The 14,446-nt window shown below is 61.9% G+C and carries 16 protein-coding genes; 2 read left to right on the top strand and 14 right to left on the bottom strand.

Annotated elements, in window-relative coordinates:
* From DBR18_RS07420 to DBR18_RS07375, 10 genes are all read right to left on the bottom strand, one after another.
* On the bottom strand, positions 1 to 378 hold a 378-nt coding region (locus DBR18_RS07420), incomplete at its 3' end, for an NTP transferase domain-containing protein (RefSeq protein ID WP_256588611.1).
* Positions 375 to 1,355 carry an XdhC family protein gene (locus DBR18_RS07415; RefSeq protein WP_108589862.1) on the bottom strand — a complete coding sequence of 327 codons (981 nt, stop codon included), beginning with the start codon at positions 1,353 to 1,355 and terminating at the stop codon, positions 375 to 377. The genes DBR18_RS07415 and DBR18_RS07420, both read right to left, overlap by 4 nt.
* Positions 1,356 to 1,527: 172 nt before the next feature.
* Positions 1,528 to 2,547, bottom strand: coding sequence for a UDP-N-acetylmuramate dehydrogenase (gene murB / locus DBR18_RS07410; protein ID WP_108589861.1), 1,020 nt, complete (start codon positions 2,545 to 2,547; stop codon positions 1,528 to 1,530).
* A complete protein-coding gene (locus DBR18_RS07405) occupies positions 2,544 to 3,008 on the bottom strand; it encodes a low molecular weight protein-tyrosine-phosphatase (RefSeq protein ID WP_108589860.1) in 465 nt (154 codons plus the stop codon). Before DBR18_RS07405 ends, murB begins: the two co-directional genes overlap by 4 nt.
* Positions 3,008 to 3,772: a 3-deoxy-manno-octulosonate cytidylyltransferase gene (gene kdsB / locus DBR18_RS07400; RefSeq protein WP_108589859.1), complete on the bottom strand. Its 765-nt coding sequence runs from the start codon at positions 3,770 to 3,772 to the stop codon at positions 3,008 to 3,010. The genes DBR18_RS07405 and kdsB overlap by 1 nt, the downstream gene beginning before the upstream one ends.
* Positions 3,769 to 3,954 (bottom strand): Trm112 family protein, encoded by a 186-nt coding sequence (locus tag DBR18_RS07395; protein WP_003174668.1) that lies wholly within the window; start codon positions 3,952 to 3,954, stop codon positions 3,769 to 3,771. Before DBR18_RS07395 ends, kdsB begins: the two co-directional genes overlap by 4 nt.
* Before the next feature lie 21 nt (positions 3,955 to 3,975).
* Complete coding sequence (gene lpxK, locus DBR18_RS07390; RefSeq protein ID WP_108589858.1) at positions 3,976 to 4,986, bottom strand: tetraacyldisaccharide 4'-kinase; 1,011 nt, start codon at positions 4,984 to 4,986, stop codon at positions 3,976 to 3,978.
* Positions 4,986 to 5,414 carry a biopolymer transporter ExbD gene (locus tag DBR18_RS07385; RefSeq protein ID WP_108589857.1) on the bottom strand — a complete coding sequence of 143 codons (429 nt, stop codon included), beginning with the start codon at positions 5,412 to 5,414 and terminating at the stop codon, positions 4,986 to 4,988. Before DBR18_RS07385 ends, lpxK begins: the two co-directional genes overlap by 1 nt.
* A complete protein-coding gene (locus tag DBR18_RS07380) occupies positions 5,411 to 6,046 on the bottom strand; it encodes a MotA/TolQ/ExbB proton channel family protein (protein ID WP_003227083.1) in 636 nt (211 codons plus the stop codon). The genes DBR18_RS07385 and DBR18_RS07380 overlap by 4 nt, the downstream gene beginning before the upstream one ends.
* 111 nt (positions 6,047 to 6,157) lie before the next feature.
* Entirely contained in the window at positions 6,158 to 8,371 is a 2,214-nt protein-coding gene (locus DBR18_RS07375) for a DNA internalization-related competence protein ComEC/Rec2 (RefSeq protein WP_108589856.1), read from the bottom strand.
* Positions 8,372 to 8,506: 135 nt separating this feature from the next.
* Between DBR18_RS07375 and DBR18_RS07370 the strand changes: the two genes are divergently transcribed.
* On the top strand, positions 8,507 to 9,025 hold the full coding sequence (locus tag DBR18_RS07370) for a DUF2062 domain-containing protein (RefSeq protein ID WP_108589855.1): 519 nt from the start codon (positions 8,507 to 8,509) through the stop codon (positions 9,023 to 9,025).
* Positions 9,026 to 9,201: 176 nt separating this feature from the next.
* On the opposite strand, the gene DBR18_RS07365 is transcribed toward DBR18_RS07370, so the two are convergent.
* From DBR18_RS07365 to DBR18_RS07350, 4 genes are all read right to left on the bottom strand, one after another.
* Positions 9,202 to 9,981 (bottom strand): ABC transporter permease, encoded by a 780-nt coding sequence (locus tag DBR18_RS07365; RefSeq protein ID WP_007967570.1) that lies wholly within the window; start codon positions 9,979 to 9,981, stop codon positions 9,202 to 9,204.
* Entirely contained in the window at positions 9,978 to 10,910 is a 933-nt protein-coding gene (locus DBR18_RS07360; protein WP_007967569.1) for an ABC transporter ATP-binding protein, read from the bottom strand. The genes DBR18_RS07365 and DBR18_RS07360 overlap by 4 nt, the downstream gene beginning before the upstream one ends.
* A gap of 133 nt (positions 10,911 to 11,043) precedes the next feature.
* Entirely contained in the window at positions 11,044 to 11,667 is a 624-nt protein-coding gene (locus DBR18_RS07355; RefSeq protein ID WP_108589854.1) for a glutathione S-transferase family protein, read from the bottom strand.
* Positions 11,668 to 11,710: 43 nt separating this feature from the next.
* Positions 11,711 to 12,370 carry a transglutaminase family protein gene (locus DBR18_RS07350; protein WP_108589853.1) on the bottom strand — a complete coding sequence of 220 codons (660 nt, stop codon included), beginning with the start codon at positions 12,368 to 12,370 and terminating at the stop codon, positions 11,711 to 11,713.
* 248 nt (positions 12,371 to 12,618) lie between these two features.
* Between DBR18_RS07350 and DBR18_RS07345 the strand changes: the two genes are divergently transcribed.
* A partial coding sequence (locus DBR18_RS07345) for an acyl-CoA dehydrogenase (RefSeq protein ID WP_177482353.1) occupies positions 12,619 to 14,446 on the top strand: 1,828 nt, incomplete at its 3' end.

The raw sequence follows: 14,446 nt of genomic DNA, 5'->3' as shown, positions 1-14,446 counted from the left end.
CGCCGCCACCACCCGCTCAATACTCGACGGCAGGATAAACGGCATATCCCCGAGCACGATCAGCCAGCCATCCGCGTCCGCGCACGCTGCGACACCCGCCGCGATGCTGTCCCCCATTCCGGTCGATTCAATAGAAATCACCTCACAACCATAGGCCTGCGCCATACGCATGGCCTGCGGCCGCGCTTCAGTGGTCACCAGCACCCGCTTGTCGAGACCGACCGGCAGATTCAGCAACACCTGCTCGATCACCGAACGCACCGCACCGTCGCGTCCGGTGCAATCGGCCAGCAGCTTGTCCTTGTCGGCACCGGCAACTTCACGAAAGCGACTGCCCTCGCCCGCTGCCAATACGATCACTGCAATGGATCGACTCATGAACCCTCCACGACTTTCTTCTGTTTCAATTCGACACCGTTCTTGATCGCGACGATTTCCGCCAGTAAGGACAGAGCAATCTCCGCTGGCGAATGGCTGCCGATGTGCAAGCCAATCGGCCCGTGCAGCCGATTGATCGCCTCTGCCGACAAGCCTAGCTGAGCCAGATTGTCCCGGCGCTTCTGGCTGTTGACCCGCGAACCAAGCGCACCGACATAGAAGGCCGGTGAATCGAGTGCGGTGAGCAACGCCATGTCGTCCAAACGGGGATCGTGGGTCAGCGCAACAATCGCGGTGCGCTCGTCCGTCTGAATACTCAGCACCGCATCGTCCGGCATGCCCGGAACAAACCGCCCGTGGTGTTCCTCCCAGCCGTAGACAAACTCGGTGCGCGGATCGCAGATCAGCACTTCGAAATCCAGCAGCCGCGCCATGTCGGCGACATAACGCGACAGCTGTCCGGCGCCGATCAACAGCAGCCGCCAGCGCGGGCCATAAATGGCGCGCAGGGTCTTGCCATCGAATGCCAGCTCATCGGACTTGCTCGCCGCCGACAACACCACCTCACCGGTTTCGATGTTCAGCTCGCGAGCGACAATCTCATGGGCCTCACACCGCGCGAGCAATTCGGCGATCCACGCCGGATCACCCACCCGCTCTTCGGTCAGACGCAATGTGCCGCCACAGGGCAAACCGAAACGTGCGGCCTCCTCCCGGGTGACGCCGTAGGTAATCAGTTGCACCGGCGGCCCGTCGCTGGCGATGCGCCCGTCGTGCAAGCGGGCGATCAAGTCATCCTCGACACAACCGCCCGACACCGAGCCGATCACCACACCATCCTCGCGCAACGCGAGCATCGCCCCGGGCGCGCGGGGCGCGGTGCCCCAGGTCTGGACCACGCTGAACAGCACCACCCGCTGCCCGGCGCGCCGCCATTCGAGCACGCTGCGCAGGACGTTAAGGTCGGCGCTGTCCATTACGCCACTACCTGCGTTTGAGAGTGCCAGACCTGAAGTTTCAGGGTAATCATGGGTTCACCCGCAGACGGTTTCGGCTATGGTCGGCAGTTTACGTCAACCCTGCGACCAACAAAAAAGCCCTGCATTTTCCGTTCGTGCAGGGCTCTGGGTGCTGCTTGAAAGCGTAGCCTCAATAGCGATTGGGCTCCATTTCCAGCTCGACATTGAAACGTTCGGCAATGTCTTTCTGGATGCGTTGCGCCAGATCCAGCAATTGCAGACCGGTGGCCGCGCCGTAGTTGACCAGCACCAGCGCCTGCAACTTGTGCACGCCGGCATCGGCCTCGCGAAAACCCTTCCAGCCGGCGCGTTCGATCAGCCAGCCGGCGGCCAGTTTCATCTGCCCGTCCGGTTGCGCATAGGCCACCAGATCCGGGTGTTGCGCCTTGATCTGCTCGACCAACGCCGCTGATACCAGAGGATTCTTGAAGAAACTGCCGGCATTGCCGAGCACCGCCGGGTCCGGCAGTTTTTCGCTGCGGATGCTGCAGATCGCGCGACTGACGTCAGTGGGTGTCGGTTGCTCGATGCCCTGCTCGGTCAGGCGTTGACGCACCGGGCCGTACTCCAGATGCAGATGCGCCACACGATCAAGTTTGAAGCGCACCCGCAGGATCAGCCAACGCCCCGGCTGCTGCTTGAACAGGCTGTCGCGGTAGGCGAAGTTGCACTCTTGCAGGTTGAAATCGCGCAACTCGCCGGTCTGGCGATCCAGCGCGGTGAGGCCGGCAAACACGTCCTTGATCTCGACGCCGTAGGCACCGATGTTCTGCATCGGCGCAGCGCCCACGGTACCAGGGATCAGGCTGAGGTTTTCCAGACCCGAAAACCCCAGCGCCAGCGTGTGCTGCACGAACGGGTGCCACGGCTCGCCGGCCTCGGCCTCGATCACCACGCGGTTGCCGTCATCGCTGATCAGCCGAATACCACGGGTGGCCATGCGCAGCACCAGCGCCGGGATGTCAGCCGTCAGCAGCAGGTTGCTGCCGCCGCCAATTACCAGCAACGGCAAGTCATGCGCCGTCGCACAGGCCAGCGCTTCACGGACATCGGCGTCACTATGGGCCTCGGCAAACAACTGCGCACGCACATCCACGCCAAAACTGTTGAACGGCTTCAGCGAAACCTGTGATTGAAGCTGCAAACTCATAACCGACCCTTCACTTCGATCAACAATTGGTCACACGCAGCCTCGATCAGATCCAGCACCTGCTCGAAACCCTGATCGCCGTCGTAGTACGGATCCGGCACTTCGTCGACCACCCCGGCATAACGGCGCAGGAACAGATCCAGCTCGGCCTTGCCGGTGGATGGTTGCAGTGCCTTGAGGTTGCGCAGGTTGCTGTTGTCCATGGCCAGAATCAGGTCGTAACTGGCGAAGTCGGCGCGGCTGACCTGCTGCGCGCGTTGCGCCGACAGGTCATAACCACGCACTCTGGCTGCGGCCTGGCTGCGCTTGTCCGGCGGGTTGCCGACGTGCCAGTCACCGGTGCCGGCGGAGGCCACTTCGACCTGATCCGCCAGCCCGGCTGCGCGCAATTTGTGGCGCAACACGCCTTCAGCGGTGGGCGAACGGCAGATGTTACCCAGGCACACGAACAGAACGCGCATCAGGCCTCCAGCAGGCGACGAACGCGCTCGAGGTCTTCAGCGGTGTCGACGCCGGTTGGCGGCGCGATCAATGCATCGGCCACATGAATCCGCACGCCGTGCCACAGGGCACGCAGTTGTTCGAGGGATTCAGTGTTTTCCAGCCAGCACGGACCCCAGCTCACGAAGTCCTGAAGGAAGCCGGCGCGGTAGGCGTAAATGCCGATGTGGCGACGGTACGGCACGCCTTCCGGCAACTGCTCGCGGCTCTTGGCGAAGGCATCGCGCGCCCACGGCAGGGTCGCGCGACTGAAGGTCAGCGCCAGACCATTGAGGTCGCTGACGACCTTGACCACGTTGGGGTTGAACAGGGTTTCCACATCTTCGATCGGCTCGGCCAGGGTGGCCATGCGCGCTTCGGTGTGGGCCGCGAGGTTGGCGGCAACCTGATCGATCACGCTTGGCGGAATCAGCGGTTCGTCACCCTGCACGTTGACCACGATCGCGTCAGGTGCGAGGCCCAGTTTGGCGGCGACTTCCGCCAGACGATCGGTGCCGGAATTGTGGTCTTCACGGGTCAGCACCACTTCGGCGCCGAAGGCCTTGCAGGCTTCGACGATGCGCGCATCATCGGTCGCCACCACTACACGGCTGGCGCTGCTTTTGCTCGCCTGTTCCCAGACGTGCTGGATCATCGGCTTGCCGGCGATGTCCAGCAACGGCTTGCCCGGCAGGCGGGTCGAGGCGTAACGCGACGGGATGACAACGGTGAAGGCAGTGGTCATTTATCCAGACGCTCGTCGGTGGTCAGGGTGCGCGCTTCGCTTTCGAGCATCACCGGGATACCGTCGCGGATCGGATAGGCCAGACCTGCGCCCTTGCTGATCAGTTCGGTCTTGTCGGCGCTGAGTTTGAGCGGACCTTTGCAGATCGGGCACGCGAGGATATCGAGCAATTTGGTGTCCATGAACATTCCCTGGATAAAGAGTTAAGGCAAAAGGCGATCGGGCAACAGGCGCATCAACTGGGTGTCGAACCAGGCCACGAAGGCCGGTGACGGCACGGCATCGACCGCCAGATACCACCAGTCGTCAGCCGCGAAGGCACGGCACTTCACCGCGTCCTTTTCGGTCATCACCAACGGCAATGACGGTGTGAAATTCAAGGCCTGCACGCTGTATTCGGCGTGGTCGGCAAACGCATGGGGGATTGTCCGCCAGTCTAGCGCTTCGAGGGTATTGAAGAAACGTTGCGGATTGCCGATCCCGGCCACCGCGTGCACCGCTTGACCGGCCGGAAAATGCTCAAGCGGCTGGCGCTCGCCGCTGCGCAGATTGACCAGTGCCGTCGGTTGCAGGTGAAAGGCGAAACCGTCTTCGCGATCCGCCGTGGCACCGTTGAACAGCACGCCATCGACGCTCTGCAGGCGTTCGATCGGCTCGCGCAACGGGCCGGCCGGCAGGCAGCGCTTGTTGCCCAAACCACGGGCGGCGTCGATCAGCACCAGCTCCAGATCCCGGGCCAAGCGGTAATGCTGCATGCCGTCGTCGGAGAGGATCAGATCCAGCGGTTCACTGGCGAGCAGCGCTTTGACCGCCGCGCTGCGATCAGGGTCGATCATCAGCGGCACGCCGGTGCGCTGCACGATCAACAGCGGTTCGTCGCCGGCGATATCGGCGCCTTGATCGGCCTCGACCCGCCACGGCAAATGCGGCGGTTTGGCGCCATAGCCACGGCTGACCACGCCGACGCGCAGGCCGGCGCGACGGCAATGCTCGATCAGCCACAGGATCATCGGCGTCTTGCCGGTGCCGCCCACCGTGATGTTACCGACTACGATCAACGGCACCGGTGGCTGGTAGATCTGGCCTTCGCCGTCGAGAAAACGCTGGCGCTTGTTGACCACCACGCGGCGGTAGAGCATTTCCAGCGGCCGCAGCAGCGTCAGGGCCGGGTGCCCCTGATACCACGCGGCGAGCAAACGATCGGACAGGCTCATCAGGATTTGGGCGCCGCCTCGACCGTGGTCATGCGCAGATGGCTGAAACCGAGCTTGCCGGCCGCGTCCATGGCGGTGATCACTGATTGGTGTTGGGTCTTGCCGTCAGCGCTGATCGACAACGGTATATTGGTGTCACCGTTGGCTTCTTTCTGCATGGCTTCCATCAGCGTCGCCAGGTCGTTTTTCGGCAGAATCCTGTTGTTCACCGAGAACACACCTTCGGCGCTGATCGCGACGTCCAGTTGCTTGAGCTGCTGGTCTTCGGCAGGCGAACCGCTGACCGACTCCGGCAGATCGACGCGCAACTGGGTCTCGCGGGTGAACGTGGTGGTCACCACGAAAAACAGCAACAGGATGAACACCACGTCGATCAGCGACGCGAGGTTGATGTCGATCGTTTCCCGGGGTTTGCGACGGAATTTCACGCTTTGTCCCCGGCCAGATCGACGTCACGGTCGCCCTGCACCACTTCGACCAGTTTGATCGCTTCCTGCTCCATGCCCACTACCAACTCATCAATGCGGCGTTGCAGGAAACGGTGGAAGAACACCGACGGGATACCGACCATCAGACCCGCCGCGGTGGTAATCAGCGCCTTGGAAATACCGCCGGCCAGCACCGAAGCATTGGTGGTCATGCCGGAACCGGTGAAGGCGCTGAAAATGTCGATCATGCCCAATACCGTGCCCAGCAGGCCCAGCAACGGCGACATGGCGGCGATGGTGCCGAGGGCGTTGACGTAGCGTTCGAGCTCGTGAATTACCCGCGCGGCGGCTTCTTCGATGCATTCCTTCATGATCTCGCGACCATGCTTGGAGTTGGCCAGGCCCGCCGCGAGAATTTCACCCAGCGGCGAATTGGCGCGCAATTCCTTGAGCTTTTCTTTATTGAGCTGTTTGTCCTTGATCCAGACCCAGACCTGGCCCAGCAGATGCTCGGGGGTGACGCGGCTGGCGCGCAGGGTCCACAGGCGCTCGGCGACAATCGCCATGGCCGCGATGGAACTCAGAATGATCGGCAACATCATCCAGCCGCCGGATTTGACCAATTCCCACACAGTGACAGTCCCCTCGAAAAAGTGCGCCACTTTACCATACCGGTTCGCGATTAAGACCCGCCGCCCCGACGACCTGATGCCGCATTCGGCAATCCCGCGATCAATGGTGTTTCAACGCCAGAAACGCCGCTGTTGACGCATCAGCCACGGCGGCTGGAAGCTGCCCAGGCGCAGATGAATGGCGCCGTGCTGCGCGCTGTCGTAGATGCGCAGCCCTTGCTGACGATAACGCGCCAGCACCAGTGGATGCGGATGGCCGAATGAATTGCCCTGCCCGCGGGAGATCAGCACCGAATGCGGCTTCAATGCCCGAAGCAGCGCCACCGAAGACGAACTGCGACTGCCATGATGCGGCGCTTGCAGCCAGTGCGTCGGCACCGCCAACGGACTCTCCAGCAAAACCCGTTCGGCAGCCATGTCGATATCGCCGGTCAGCAGCAGACGCTCGCCATTGGCCTCGATCTGCAACACGCAGGAGCGCTGATTGCTGTCATGGGCCGCCGACCATTGCCACAGCTGAAAACGGACCCCGTCCCACTGCCATTGGCGCCCACTTTCACAGGCTTCGGCTTGCAGGATGGCGGGCAGACCCGGCGGATCGCCGCTGATCACCCGCGTCACTTTCAGGCCTCGCGATACCGCCAGTGCACCACCGGCGTGGTCAGCATCGGCATGGCTGAGCAGCATCAGATCGATGCGCTCGACCCCCAGTTTGTGCAGCGCAGGCAACACCACCCGCTCCCCCAGATCGAAGTCGCCGAAGCGGGGGCCCGCGTCATAAAGCAACGTGTGATGACGGGTGCGGATCAGGATCGCCAGGCCCTGACCGACATCGAGCTGCCAGATGTCGGCCAGGCCATCAGCCACTCGTTCGCGAGGTGGCGCCAGCAGAATTAACAGCAACGGCCAGCCCAGTGGTCGCAATGGCACACCGCGCGGCAACAGCAACAATACGGCACCGAGACTGCCAATCAACAAGGCCCACCACGGCAGCGACGGTGAGATCCATGCCGGCCAGACCCCGGCGATCACCGACAAGCCGCGAAACAGTAAGCCGATCAAACCACCCGCCAGCCACAACAAGCCTGCGCCGACGTAAGGCACCGGCAACAACAGCGTGCCGAGCAGCGCCGGTGGCAGCACCAGCAGACTGACCCAGGGCACCGCCAGCAGGTTCGCCAAGGGTCCGCTGAGGCTGATCGGCAGATCCAGCGCCAGCAAAACCGGGCACAGCCCTAGCGCAATCAACCATTGCGCCCGGGTCCAGGTCTGCCACCATTTCCATGATCCCAGTCGTCCGCCGAAGGTGAAAATCAAAATCCCCACCGCGGCGAACGACAGCCACAAACCGGGACGCAAACTGGCCAGAGGATCGAGCAACAGCACCGCATTGAACGCCAGCAACAGCGGCCACCATGCGCCGAGGTGGCGAAATCGCAAGCGCCACAGCAGCACCAGCCCGACCATCACACAGGCCCGTTGTACCGGCACGTCAAACCCGGCGAGCAAGCCGTAACCGAGCGCCGCAGCAAACGCCAGGCCGCAGGCCCATGGCAACCAGGGCCAGCGCGATGGCCACCAGCCGAAGCGCGCCAGACCGGCGACCAGCAGATATATGACCGCCGCCAGCATTCCGATGTGTTGGCCGGAAATCACCAGCAGATGCACGGTGCCGGTGTCCTGCAGGATCTTCCAGTCCTCACGGCTGAGCCCGGAGCCGTCGCCCAGCACCAACGCCGCCAATGCACCGCCCCGACCCTGCGCGTCGACTTCAAGCAAGCGCTGACGAAGGCTGTCGCGCCATGCCCAACTGGCCTCGGCCAGGCGTTGACCCTCCTTGATCGTGCCAGTCGCGCCAATGCGCTGCGCCAGCAGCCAGGCTCCGTAATCGAAGGCATCGGGGTTGAGCAAACCGCCGGGGCGCTTGAGCTTGACCGCCAGACGCCAACGCTCGCCGCTGTTGACCGGCGGCCCGGCGTACCACGCCAGACGCATCAGCGAAGGCAGTTTCTCGTGGCGCGAGCGCGCATCGGCCAACTCGAAACGCACCACACCGTCGCTGGTTTGCGGCAGTCCGACCACTCGCCCCTCGACCCAGCGGGTTTCGCCGTCAAGCGCTTCGGGCAGGCGATCGCTCAACGCCCACTGCGCGCTGACGCAAGCCCATGTGAAACCGAACAGCAGAAACGCCAACGGAAAGCTGCGAAACGGCAGCAACATCAGCCCCACCATCGGCAACAACATCAGTAACCCGACCGGCGGTAAAACCGGCAAAAACACCACCACCAGCAGACCGGCCGCCAGCGCCATCATCCCTGTGCGCATACGCCCGTCCTTGAGAGTCCCCCCTTAGGCGTAGCCGGTGCGACGCGTGCGTGTCGTCAACAATTGTCACAAAGTCTGAATGGGCGCTTCGTAGAATCCAGACATACTTGCCGCCTTAACCGACCGAGAAGCCTTATGCCCCGGCGCTTATTCAAACGTTACATGCCCGACCCGACGAGCATCAGGGAACACAAATCCTTACGCTTTCTCGGCAAGTTGCTGCATGACCCGAATCTCTGGCACCTCAACCGTCACTCGGTGGCGCGGGCGATGGCTGTCGGTCTCTTCGCTGCATTCCTGCCGATTCCGGCGCAGATGCTGGTGGCGGCCGCATTGGCGATCACCGTGCGCGGCAACATGCCGATTGCCGTCAGCCTGGTGTGGCTGACCAACCCGATCACCATGCCGGCGGTGTTCTTCTGCACGTATCAGGCCGGGGCCTGGTTGATGAACGTGCCCGCCCGCACCCTGCCCGACTCGCTGACCTGGGAATGGATCAGTGGCGAGTTGTCGACCCTGTGGCAACCGTTTTTGCTGGGGTCGGTGGTCTGCGGCCTGGTACTGGGCATCCTCGCCTACTTCGCGGTGATGCTGTACTGGCGATGGTGGGTGGCGCGGCAATGGACGCGGCGCAAAAAAAGCCGCATGCGCTGAATGCAAAACGGCCTCCGCAGTGGAGGCCGTTTTGTTTTGTGCTGGCAGGTCTGACGCGATCGCTTGCAGACCGGTTCCACCTGTAGGAGCTGCCGCAGGCTGCGATCTTTTGATCTTGAATCCCAAAGTCAAAAGATCGCAGCCTGCGGCAGCTCCTACAGGGGTGTTGCGGTCGATCAGGTCCGCATTCCGCGCCCGCTCACCAGCAACCGCGCACAACCGAGGTACAGCACCACGGTCGCCACCAGCATGAAGGTGATCGCGATGCCGATCTTGATATCCGACACCCCAAGAATGCCGTAACGGAACGCGTTGACCATGTGCAGCACCGGGTTCGCCAGCGAAACGGTCTGCCAGAACGGCGGCAGCAAGGTGATCGAGTAGAACACGCCACCCAGATAGGTCAGCGGGGTCAGCACAAAGGTCGGGATGATCGAAATATCATCGAAGTTGCGCGCAAACACCGCGTTGATGAAGCCCAGCAGTGAGAAGATCGTCGCGGTCAGGATCACCACCAGCAAGGTCACGCCGAGGTGATGCACCTGCAGATGGGTGAAGAACAACGACAGAATGGTCACGATGACCCCGACCATCAAACCGCGCAGCACGCCGCCAATGGTGAAGCCGATCAGGATGGTGTGCGGCGACACCGGCGAGACCATCAGCTCCTCAATGGAACGCTGAAACTTGCTGCCAAAGAAACTCGAGACCACGTTACCGTAGGAGTTGGTGATCACCGACATCATGATCAGCCCCGGCACGATGTACTCCATGTAACTGAAGCCACCCATGCCGCCAATCTGCTTGCCGATCAGGTTACCGAAAATCACGAAGTACAGAACCATGGTGATCGCCGGCGGCAGCAGGGTCTGCGGCCAGATCCGCGTGAAGCGTTTGACCTCGCGATAAACGATGGTCTGGAGGGCGACGAGGTTGGGGCGGAACTCGGAACTCATACCGCCACCTTCGACAGATTTTTCTCCACCAGGGACACGAACAGCTCCTCGAGGCGATTGGTTTTGTTACGCAGGCTCAACACTTCGATGTTCTGCTGCGCCAATTGGGTGAACAGCGCGGTGATGCCCATGGATTTGTCGACCTGGACTTCCAGGGTATGGCCGTCGAGCAACCGGGCGGGATAGCCGAGCAATTGCGGCGCGGCGTGCAAGTCGTTTTTCAGGTCGAGCAGGAAGGTTTCGACGTGCAACTGGCCCAGCAGCTGTTTCATGCTGGTGTTCTCGACGATGGTGCCGTGGTCGATGATGCCGATGTTGCGGCACAACTGCTCGGCCTCTTCCAGGTAGTGCGTGGTGAGGATGATGGTGATGCCTTTCTGGTTCAGCTCGGTGAGGAACGTCCACATCGAGCGACGCAGTTCGATGTCGACGCCAGCGGTCGGCTCATCGAGGATCAGCAGGCGCGGCTCATGCACCAGCGCGCGGGCGATCATCAGGCGTCGCTTCATGCCGCCGGACAGCGAACGCGACGGCACATCGCGCTTGTCCCACAGGCCGAGCTGGGTCAGGTACTGCTCGGCGCGTTCCTTGGCGATTTTTGCCGGAATGCCGTAGTAGCCGGCCTGGGTCACGACGATGTCGAAGGTCTTTTCGAACTGGTTGAAGTTGAATTCCTGGGGCACCACGCCGATCGAGCGCTTGAGCGCGGCAGGGTTCTTGTCCAGGTCATGGCCGAAGATATTCACCGTGCCGCTGGTCTTGTTGACCAGGGTCGAGAGAATGCCGATGGTTGTGGATTTGCCGGCGCCGTTGGGGCCGAGCAAGGCGAAAAAGTCACCTTCGGCGACGTCCAGATCGATACCACTCAAGGCCTGGAACCCGTTGCCGTAGGTTTTGGTTAGCTGCCGGATGGACAGAGCGGAACTCATATCGGATTTACGCACCAAGAAGGAAAGAAAAGGAAAGATCGGGCCGGGCGGCGAACAAAACAACCACGGCGCATGAGCGCAATGGTGCTTGCCGCCGCCACACAAGTACAGTCAAGTGTGTCGATAGTTATTATCAAGTCAACGCGGTCATCACCGCTTTCTGATACGCCGGGCGCTGCTTCAACCGTGCATACCACGCCTCCAGATGCGGCTGCGCGTCACGCTCGATGGGCATCTCGAACCAGGCATAAATGAAACTGCCCAGCGGAATATCGCCCATGCCGATTTCGCTGCCGGACAGGTACAGCTGGTTGGCGAGGGCCTGATCGGCCATGGCCAGCAGTGCCGTGCATTCCTTGATCGCGGCATGAATGGCTGGCCAGTCCTGCTTGTCCGCCGGTGTGCGCAGCACGCCCCAGAATACGGTGCGAAACGGTCCGGCAAAACTCGAGGTGGTCCAGTCCATCCATTTGTCGGCGATGGCCCGGGCTTGCAGGTCTGCCGGATACCAGGCGCTGTTCGCCGCATGTTTGGCCAACAGATAACGCACGATGGCGTTGGATTCCCACAGCACGAAACCGTCATCTTCGATTACCGGTACCCGGCCGTTCGGGTTCATTGCCCGGTATTCAGGCGTATCGACCACACCGAACGCGCCCCCGGCGTCGATGGCCTCGTAGGCCAGGCCAAGTTCCTCGGCGGCCCACAGCGGTTTCCTGACATTCGATGAGTTTTTCCGTCCCCAGATCTTCAGCATGACCGCCTCTTTTCAAGTGAGTGGGCAGGCAGCATACGCCGGATCAGATCCGACTCAAATCACTCTGCATATCGCCCAGCACCCTCGCCTGTTGATCGCCGAACAGATGCGGATAGCACTTTTCGAGGTGTTCGAAGAAGAACTGCTCCGGCACGTCGGCGAACTGGCCGTGATCGACCAGATACTCCATCAGCAGCGCGCCTTCACGGTTGTAGGGGTGGAAGACGCTGTCGTTGATACCGTCAAAATCCAGCGGTGCGACGTTGAACAGCTCGCAGAGTTTCTGGTTGAAGGCCGGCGTGGCCTTGACCCAGCGCTCGTTGAGGAACAGTTCGGTGTAACCGTGCATGGCGAACACGTCACTGCGCAGCAACTCCAGCAAACGCGGGGTCGACAGGTGATTTCTGACGTCGGCCAGGCCGATGCGCGCGGGAATGCCGCAACGCCGCGCGCACCCGGCCAGCAGCGTGGCTTTGGGTACGCAATAGCTCTCTCCGGTCGCCAGCGCATGACTGCCACACAGGGTTTGCGCGTCAAGACTGAAGGTATACGGGTTGTAGCGCACCGCTTCGCGCACGGCGTAATAGAGACTGATCGCCTGCGCGAGCGGGTCGCGGCTGGCACCGCGATGTTGTTCGGCGAACTCCACCACTGCCGGGTGGTCACTATCGATGAAGCGGCCGGGACTCAGATACTCGCGCATGACGACGTTCTCCTGGGTGAGCCCCGAGTCTAGCGACAGCTCAAGCACAGAGATAACGACGTTTCGGCCAAACATGGACGCAAAGACGCGGGAACGGCGAACGATTTCCCACGGGCGCTGCCCACCGAACCTACGAAAACCATCCGGGGTTTCCCACGAGTTCAATCACCTTGTTCTGACCACCTCGTTTTACAGATGCCGTCTAAGCTCTGGAGGATCGGTTTGCCCTGGTTCACGGAGGATTACATATGCTGTTGTTGTGGATACTGGTTCTGATCGTCGGTGTGGCGTATCTCGCCCACCGCCGCATCGCCCCGCTGCCCGCGTTGGGCATCGTCGCCATTTACCTGCTGGCGATGGGTATTTTCAGCCACGCTCCGGGCTGGTTGCTGCTGGTGTTCTGGGTGGTGCTTGCGCTGGTTGCCGCGCCGTTGCTGCTGCCTGACCTGCGCCGCAAACACTTCACTGCGCCGCTGTTCAACTGGTTCCAGAAAACCTTGCCACCGATGTCGCAGACCGAACGCGACGCCATTGATGCCGGCACGGTGTGGTGGGATGGCGAGCTGTTCAGCGGCCGCCCCGACTGGGACAAACTGCTGTCCTATCCCAAGGCGCAACTGAGCGAAGAGGAACAGGCGTTCATCGACGGCCCGACCGAAGAGCTCTGCGCGATGGTCACTGACTGGCAGATCGGCCAGTCGATGGATCTGCCACCCGAAGCCTGGAGCCATATCAAGGAACACGGCTTCTTCGCCCTGATCATTCCCAAGGAATTCGGTGGCAAGGGCTTTTCTGCCTATGCCCACTCCCAAGTGGCGATGAAACTCGCCACCCGCAGCGGCGACCTCGCTTCCACCGTGATGGTGCCCAACTCGCTCGGCCCGGCCGAGTTGCTGCTGCATTACGGCACCGACGAACAACGCAATCATTACCTGCCGCGCCTGGCCCGTGGTGACGACATTCCGTGTTTCGCCCTCACCGGCCCGCTGGCCGGCTCCGACGCTGGCGCCATGCCGGACACCGGGATCATCTGCAAAGGTGAATGGGAAGGCCAGGAAGTCATCGGTCTGCGCCTGAACTGGGAAAAACGCTACATCACGCTCGGCCCGGTCGCGACCCTGCTCGGTCTGGCCTTCAAAGCTTATGACCCGGAGCATCTGCTGGGCGACAAGGAAGACCTGGGTATCAGCCTGGCGCTGATCCCCACCGATACACCGGGCGTGGAAATCGGCCGTCGTCACCTGCCACTGGGCGCCGCGTTCATGAACGGCCCGAACTCGGGCAAAGACGTGTTCATCCCGCTGGACTACCTCATCGGCGGCCAGGAAATGCTCGGCAAGGGCTGGATGATGCTGATGAACTGCCTGTCGGTCGGGCGTTCGATTTCGCTGCCGGCAGTCGGCACCGGCGCGGCCAAGTTCACCAGCCTGGTGACCGGTCAGTACGCGCAGATTCGTGAACAGTTCAACGTCCCGCTGTCGGCCTTCGAAGGTATTCAGGAAGCCATGGCGCGCATCGGCGGCAACGCCTGGATGATGGACGCAGCGCGCATGCTCACTGCCAATGCGGTGGATCTGGGGGAAAAACCATCGGTGCTGTCGGCGATCCTCAAGTATCACCTGACCGAACGCGGCCGCGAATGCATCACCCACGCCATGGACGTGCACGGCGGCAAGGCGATCATCATGGGGCCGAACAACTACCTCGGACGCAGCTGGAACGGCGCGCCAATCTTCATCACCGTGGAAGGCGCAAACATCCTTTCGCGCAACCTGATGATCTTCGGTCAGGGCGCCATTCGCTGCCATCCGTTCGTCCTCAAGGAAATGGCCCTCGCCGGCCGCGAGGACAAGGATCAGGCACTGAAGGAATTCGATGGTCTGCTGCTCAAGCACATCGGTTTTGCCGTCAGCAACGCCGCCAGCACCCTGGTGCTGAACCTGGGCCTGGGCCACTTCGAACATGCGCCCGGGGACAGGATCAGCCAGGGTTACTTCCGCGCGCTGAACCGTCAGGCAGCGGCTTTTGCCATGCTGGCCGACTTCAGCATGATGCTGCTGGGCGGCGAACTGAAAC

Origin of the sequence: Pseudomonas sp. HMWF021 (assembly GCF_003061005.1) — a bacterium.
Taxonomy (GTDB): Bacteria; Pseudomonadota; Gammaproteobacteria; order Pseudomonadales; family Pseudomonadaceae; genus Aquipseudomonas.
Note: the sequence above shows the minus strand (reverse complement) of the source record. Positions and strands in the feature narration are given on the sequence as shown.

Excerpts from the sequence above, each read along its gene's own strand:
- DBR18_RS07415 (WP_108589862.1), bottom strand. The coding sequence starts at position 1,355 with ATGGACAGCGCCGACCTTAACGTCCTGCGCAGCGTGCTCGAATGGCGG.
- murB (WP_108589861.1), bottom strand. The coding sequence starts at position 2,547 with ATGAGTTTGCAGCTTCAATCACAGGTTTCGCTGAAGCCGTTCAACAGT.
- DBR18_RS07405 (WP_108589860.1), bottom strand. The coding sequence starts at position 3,008 with ATGCGCGTTCTGTTCGTGTGCCTGGGTAACATCTGCCGTTCGCCCACC.
- kdsB (WP_108589859.1), bottom strand. The coding sequence starts at position 3,772 with ATGACCACTGCCTTCACCGTTGTCATCCCGTCGCGTTACGCCTCGACC.
- DBR18_RS07395 (WP_003174668.1), bottom strand. The coding sequence starts at position 3,954 with ATGGACACCAAATTGCTCGATATCCTCGCGTGCCCGATCTGCAAAGGT.
- lpxK (WP_108589858.1), bottom strand. The coding sequence starts at position 4,986 with ATGAGCCTGTCCGATCGTTTGCTCGCCGCGTGGTATCAGGGGCACCCG.
- DBR18_RS07375 (WP_108589856.1), bottom strand. The coding sequence starts at position 8,371 with ATGCGCACAGGGATGATGGCGCTGGCGGCCGGTCTGCTGGTGGTGGTG.
- DBR18_RS07370 (WP_108589855.1), top strand. The coding sequence starts at position 8,507 with ATGCCCCGGCGCTTATTCAAACGTTACATGCCCGACCCGACGAGCATC.
- DBR18_RS07365 (WP_007967570.1), bottom strand. The coding sequence starts at position 9,981 with ATGAGTTCCGAGTTCCGCCCCAACCTCGTCGCCCTCCAGACCATCGTT.
- DBR18_RS07360 (WP_007967569.1), bottom strand. The coding sequence starts at position 10,910 with ATGAGTTCCGCTCTGTCCATCCGGCAGCTAACCAAAACCTACGGCAAC.
- DBR18_RS07355 (WP_108589854.1), bottom strand. The coding sequence starts at position 11,667 with ATGCTGAAGATCTGGGGACGGAAAAACTCATCGAATGTCAGGAAACCG.
- DBR18_RS07350 (WP_108589853.1), bottom strand. The coding sequence starts at position 12,370 with ATGCGCGAGTATCTGAGTCCCGGCCGCTTCATCGATAGTGACCACCCG.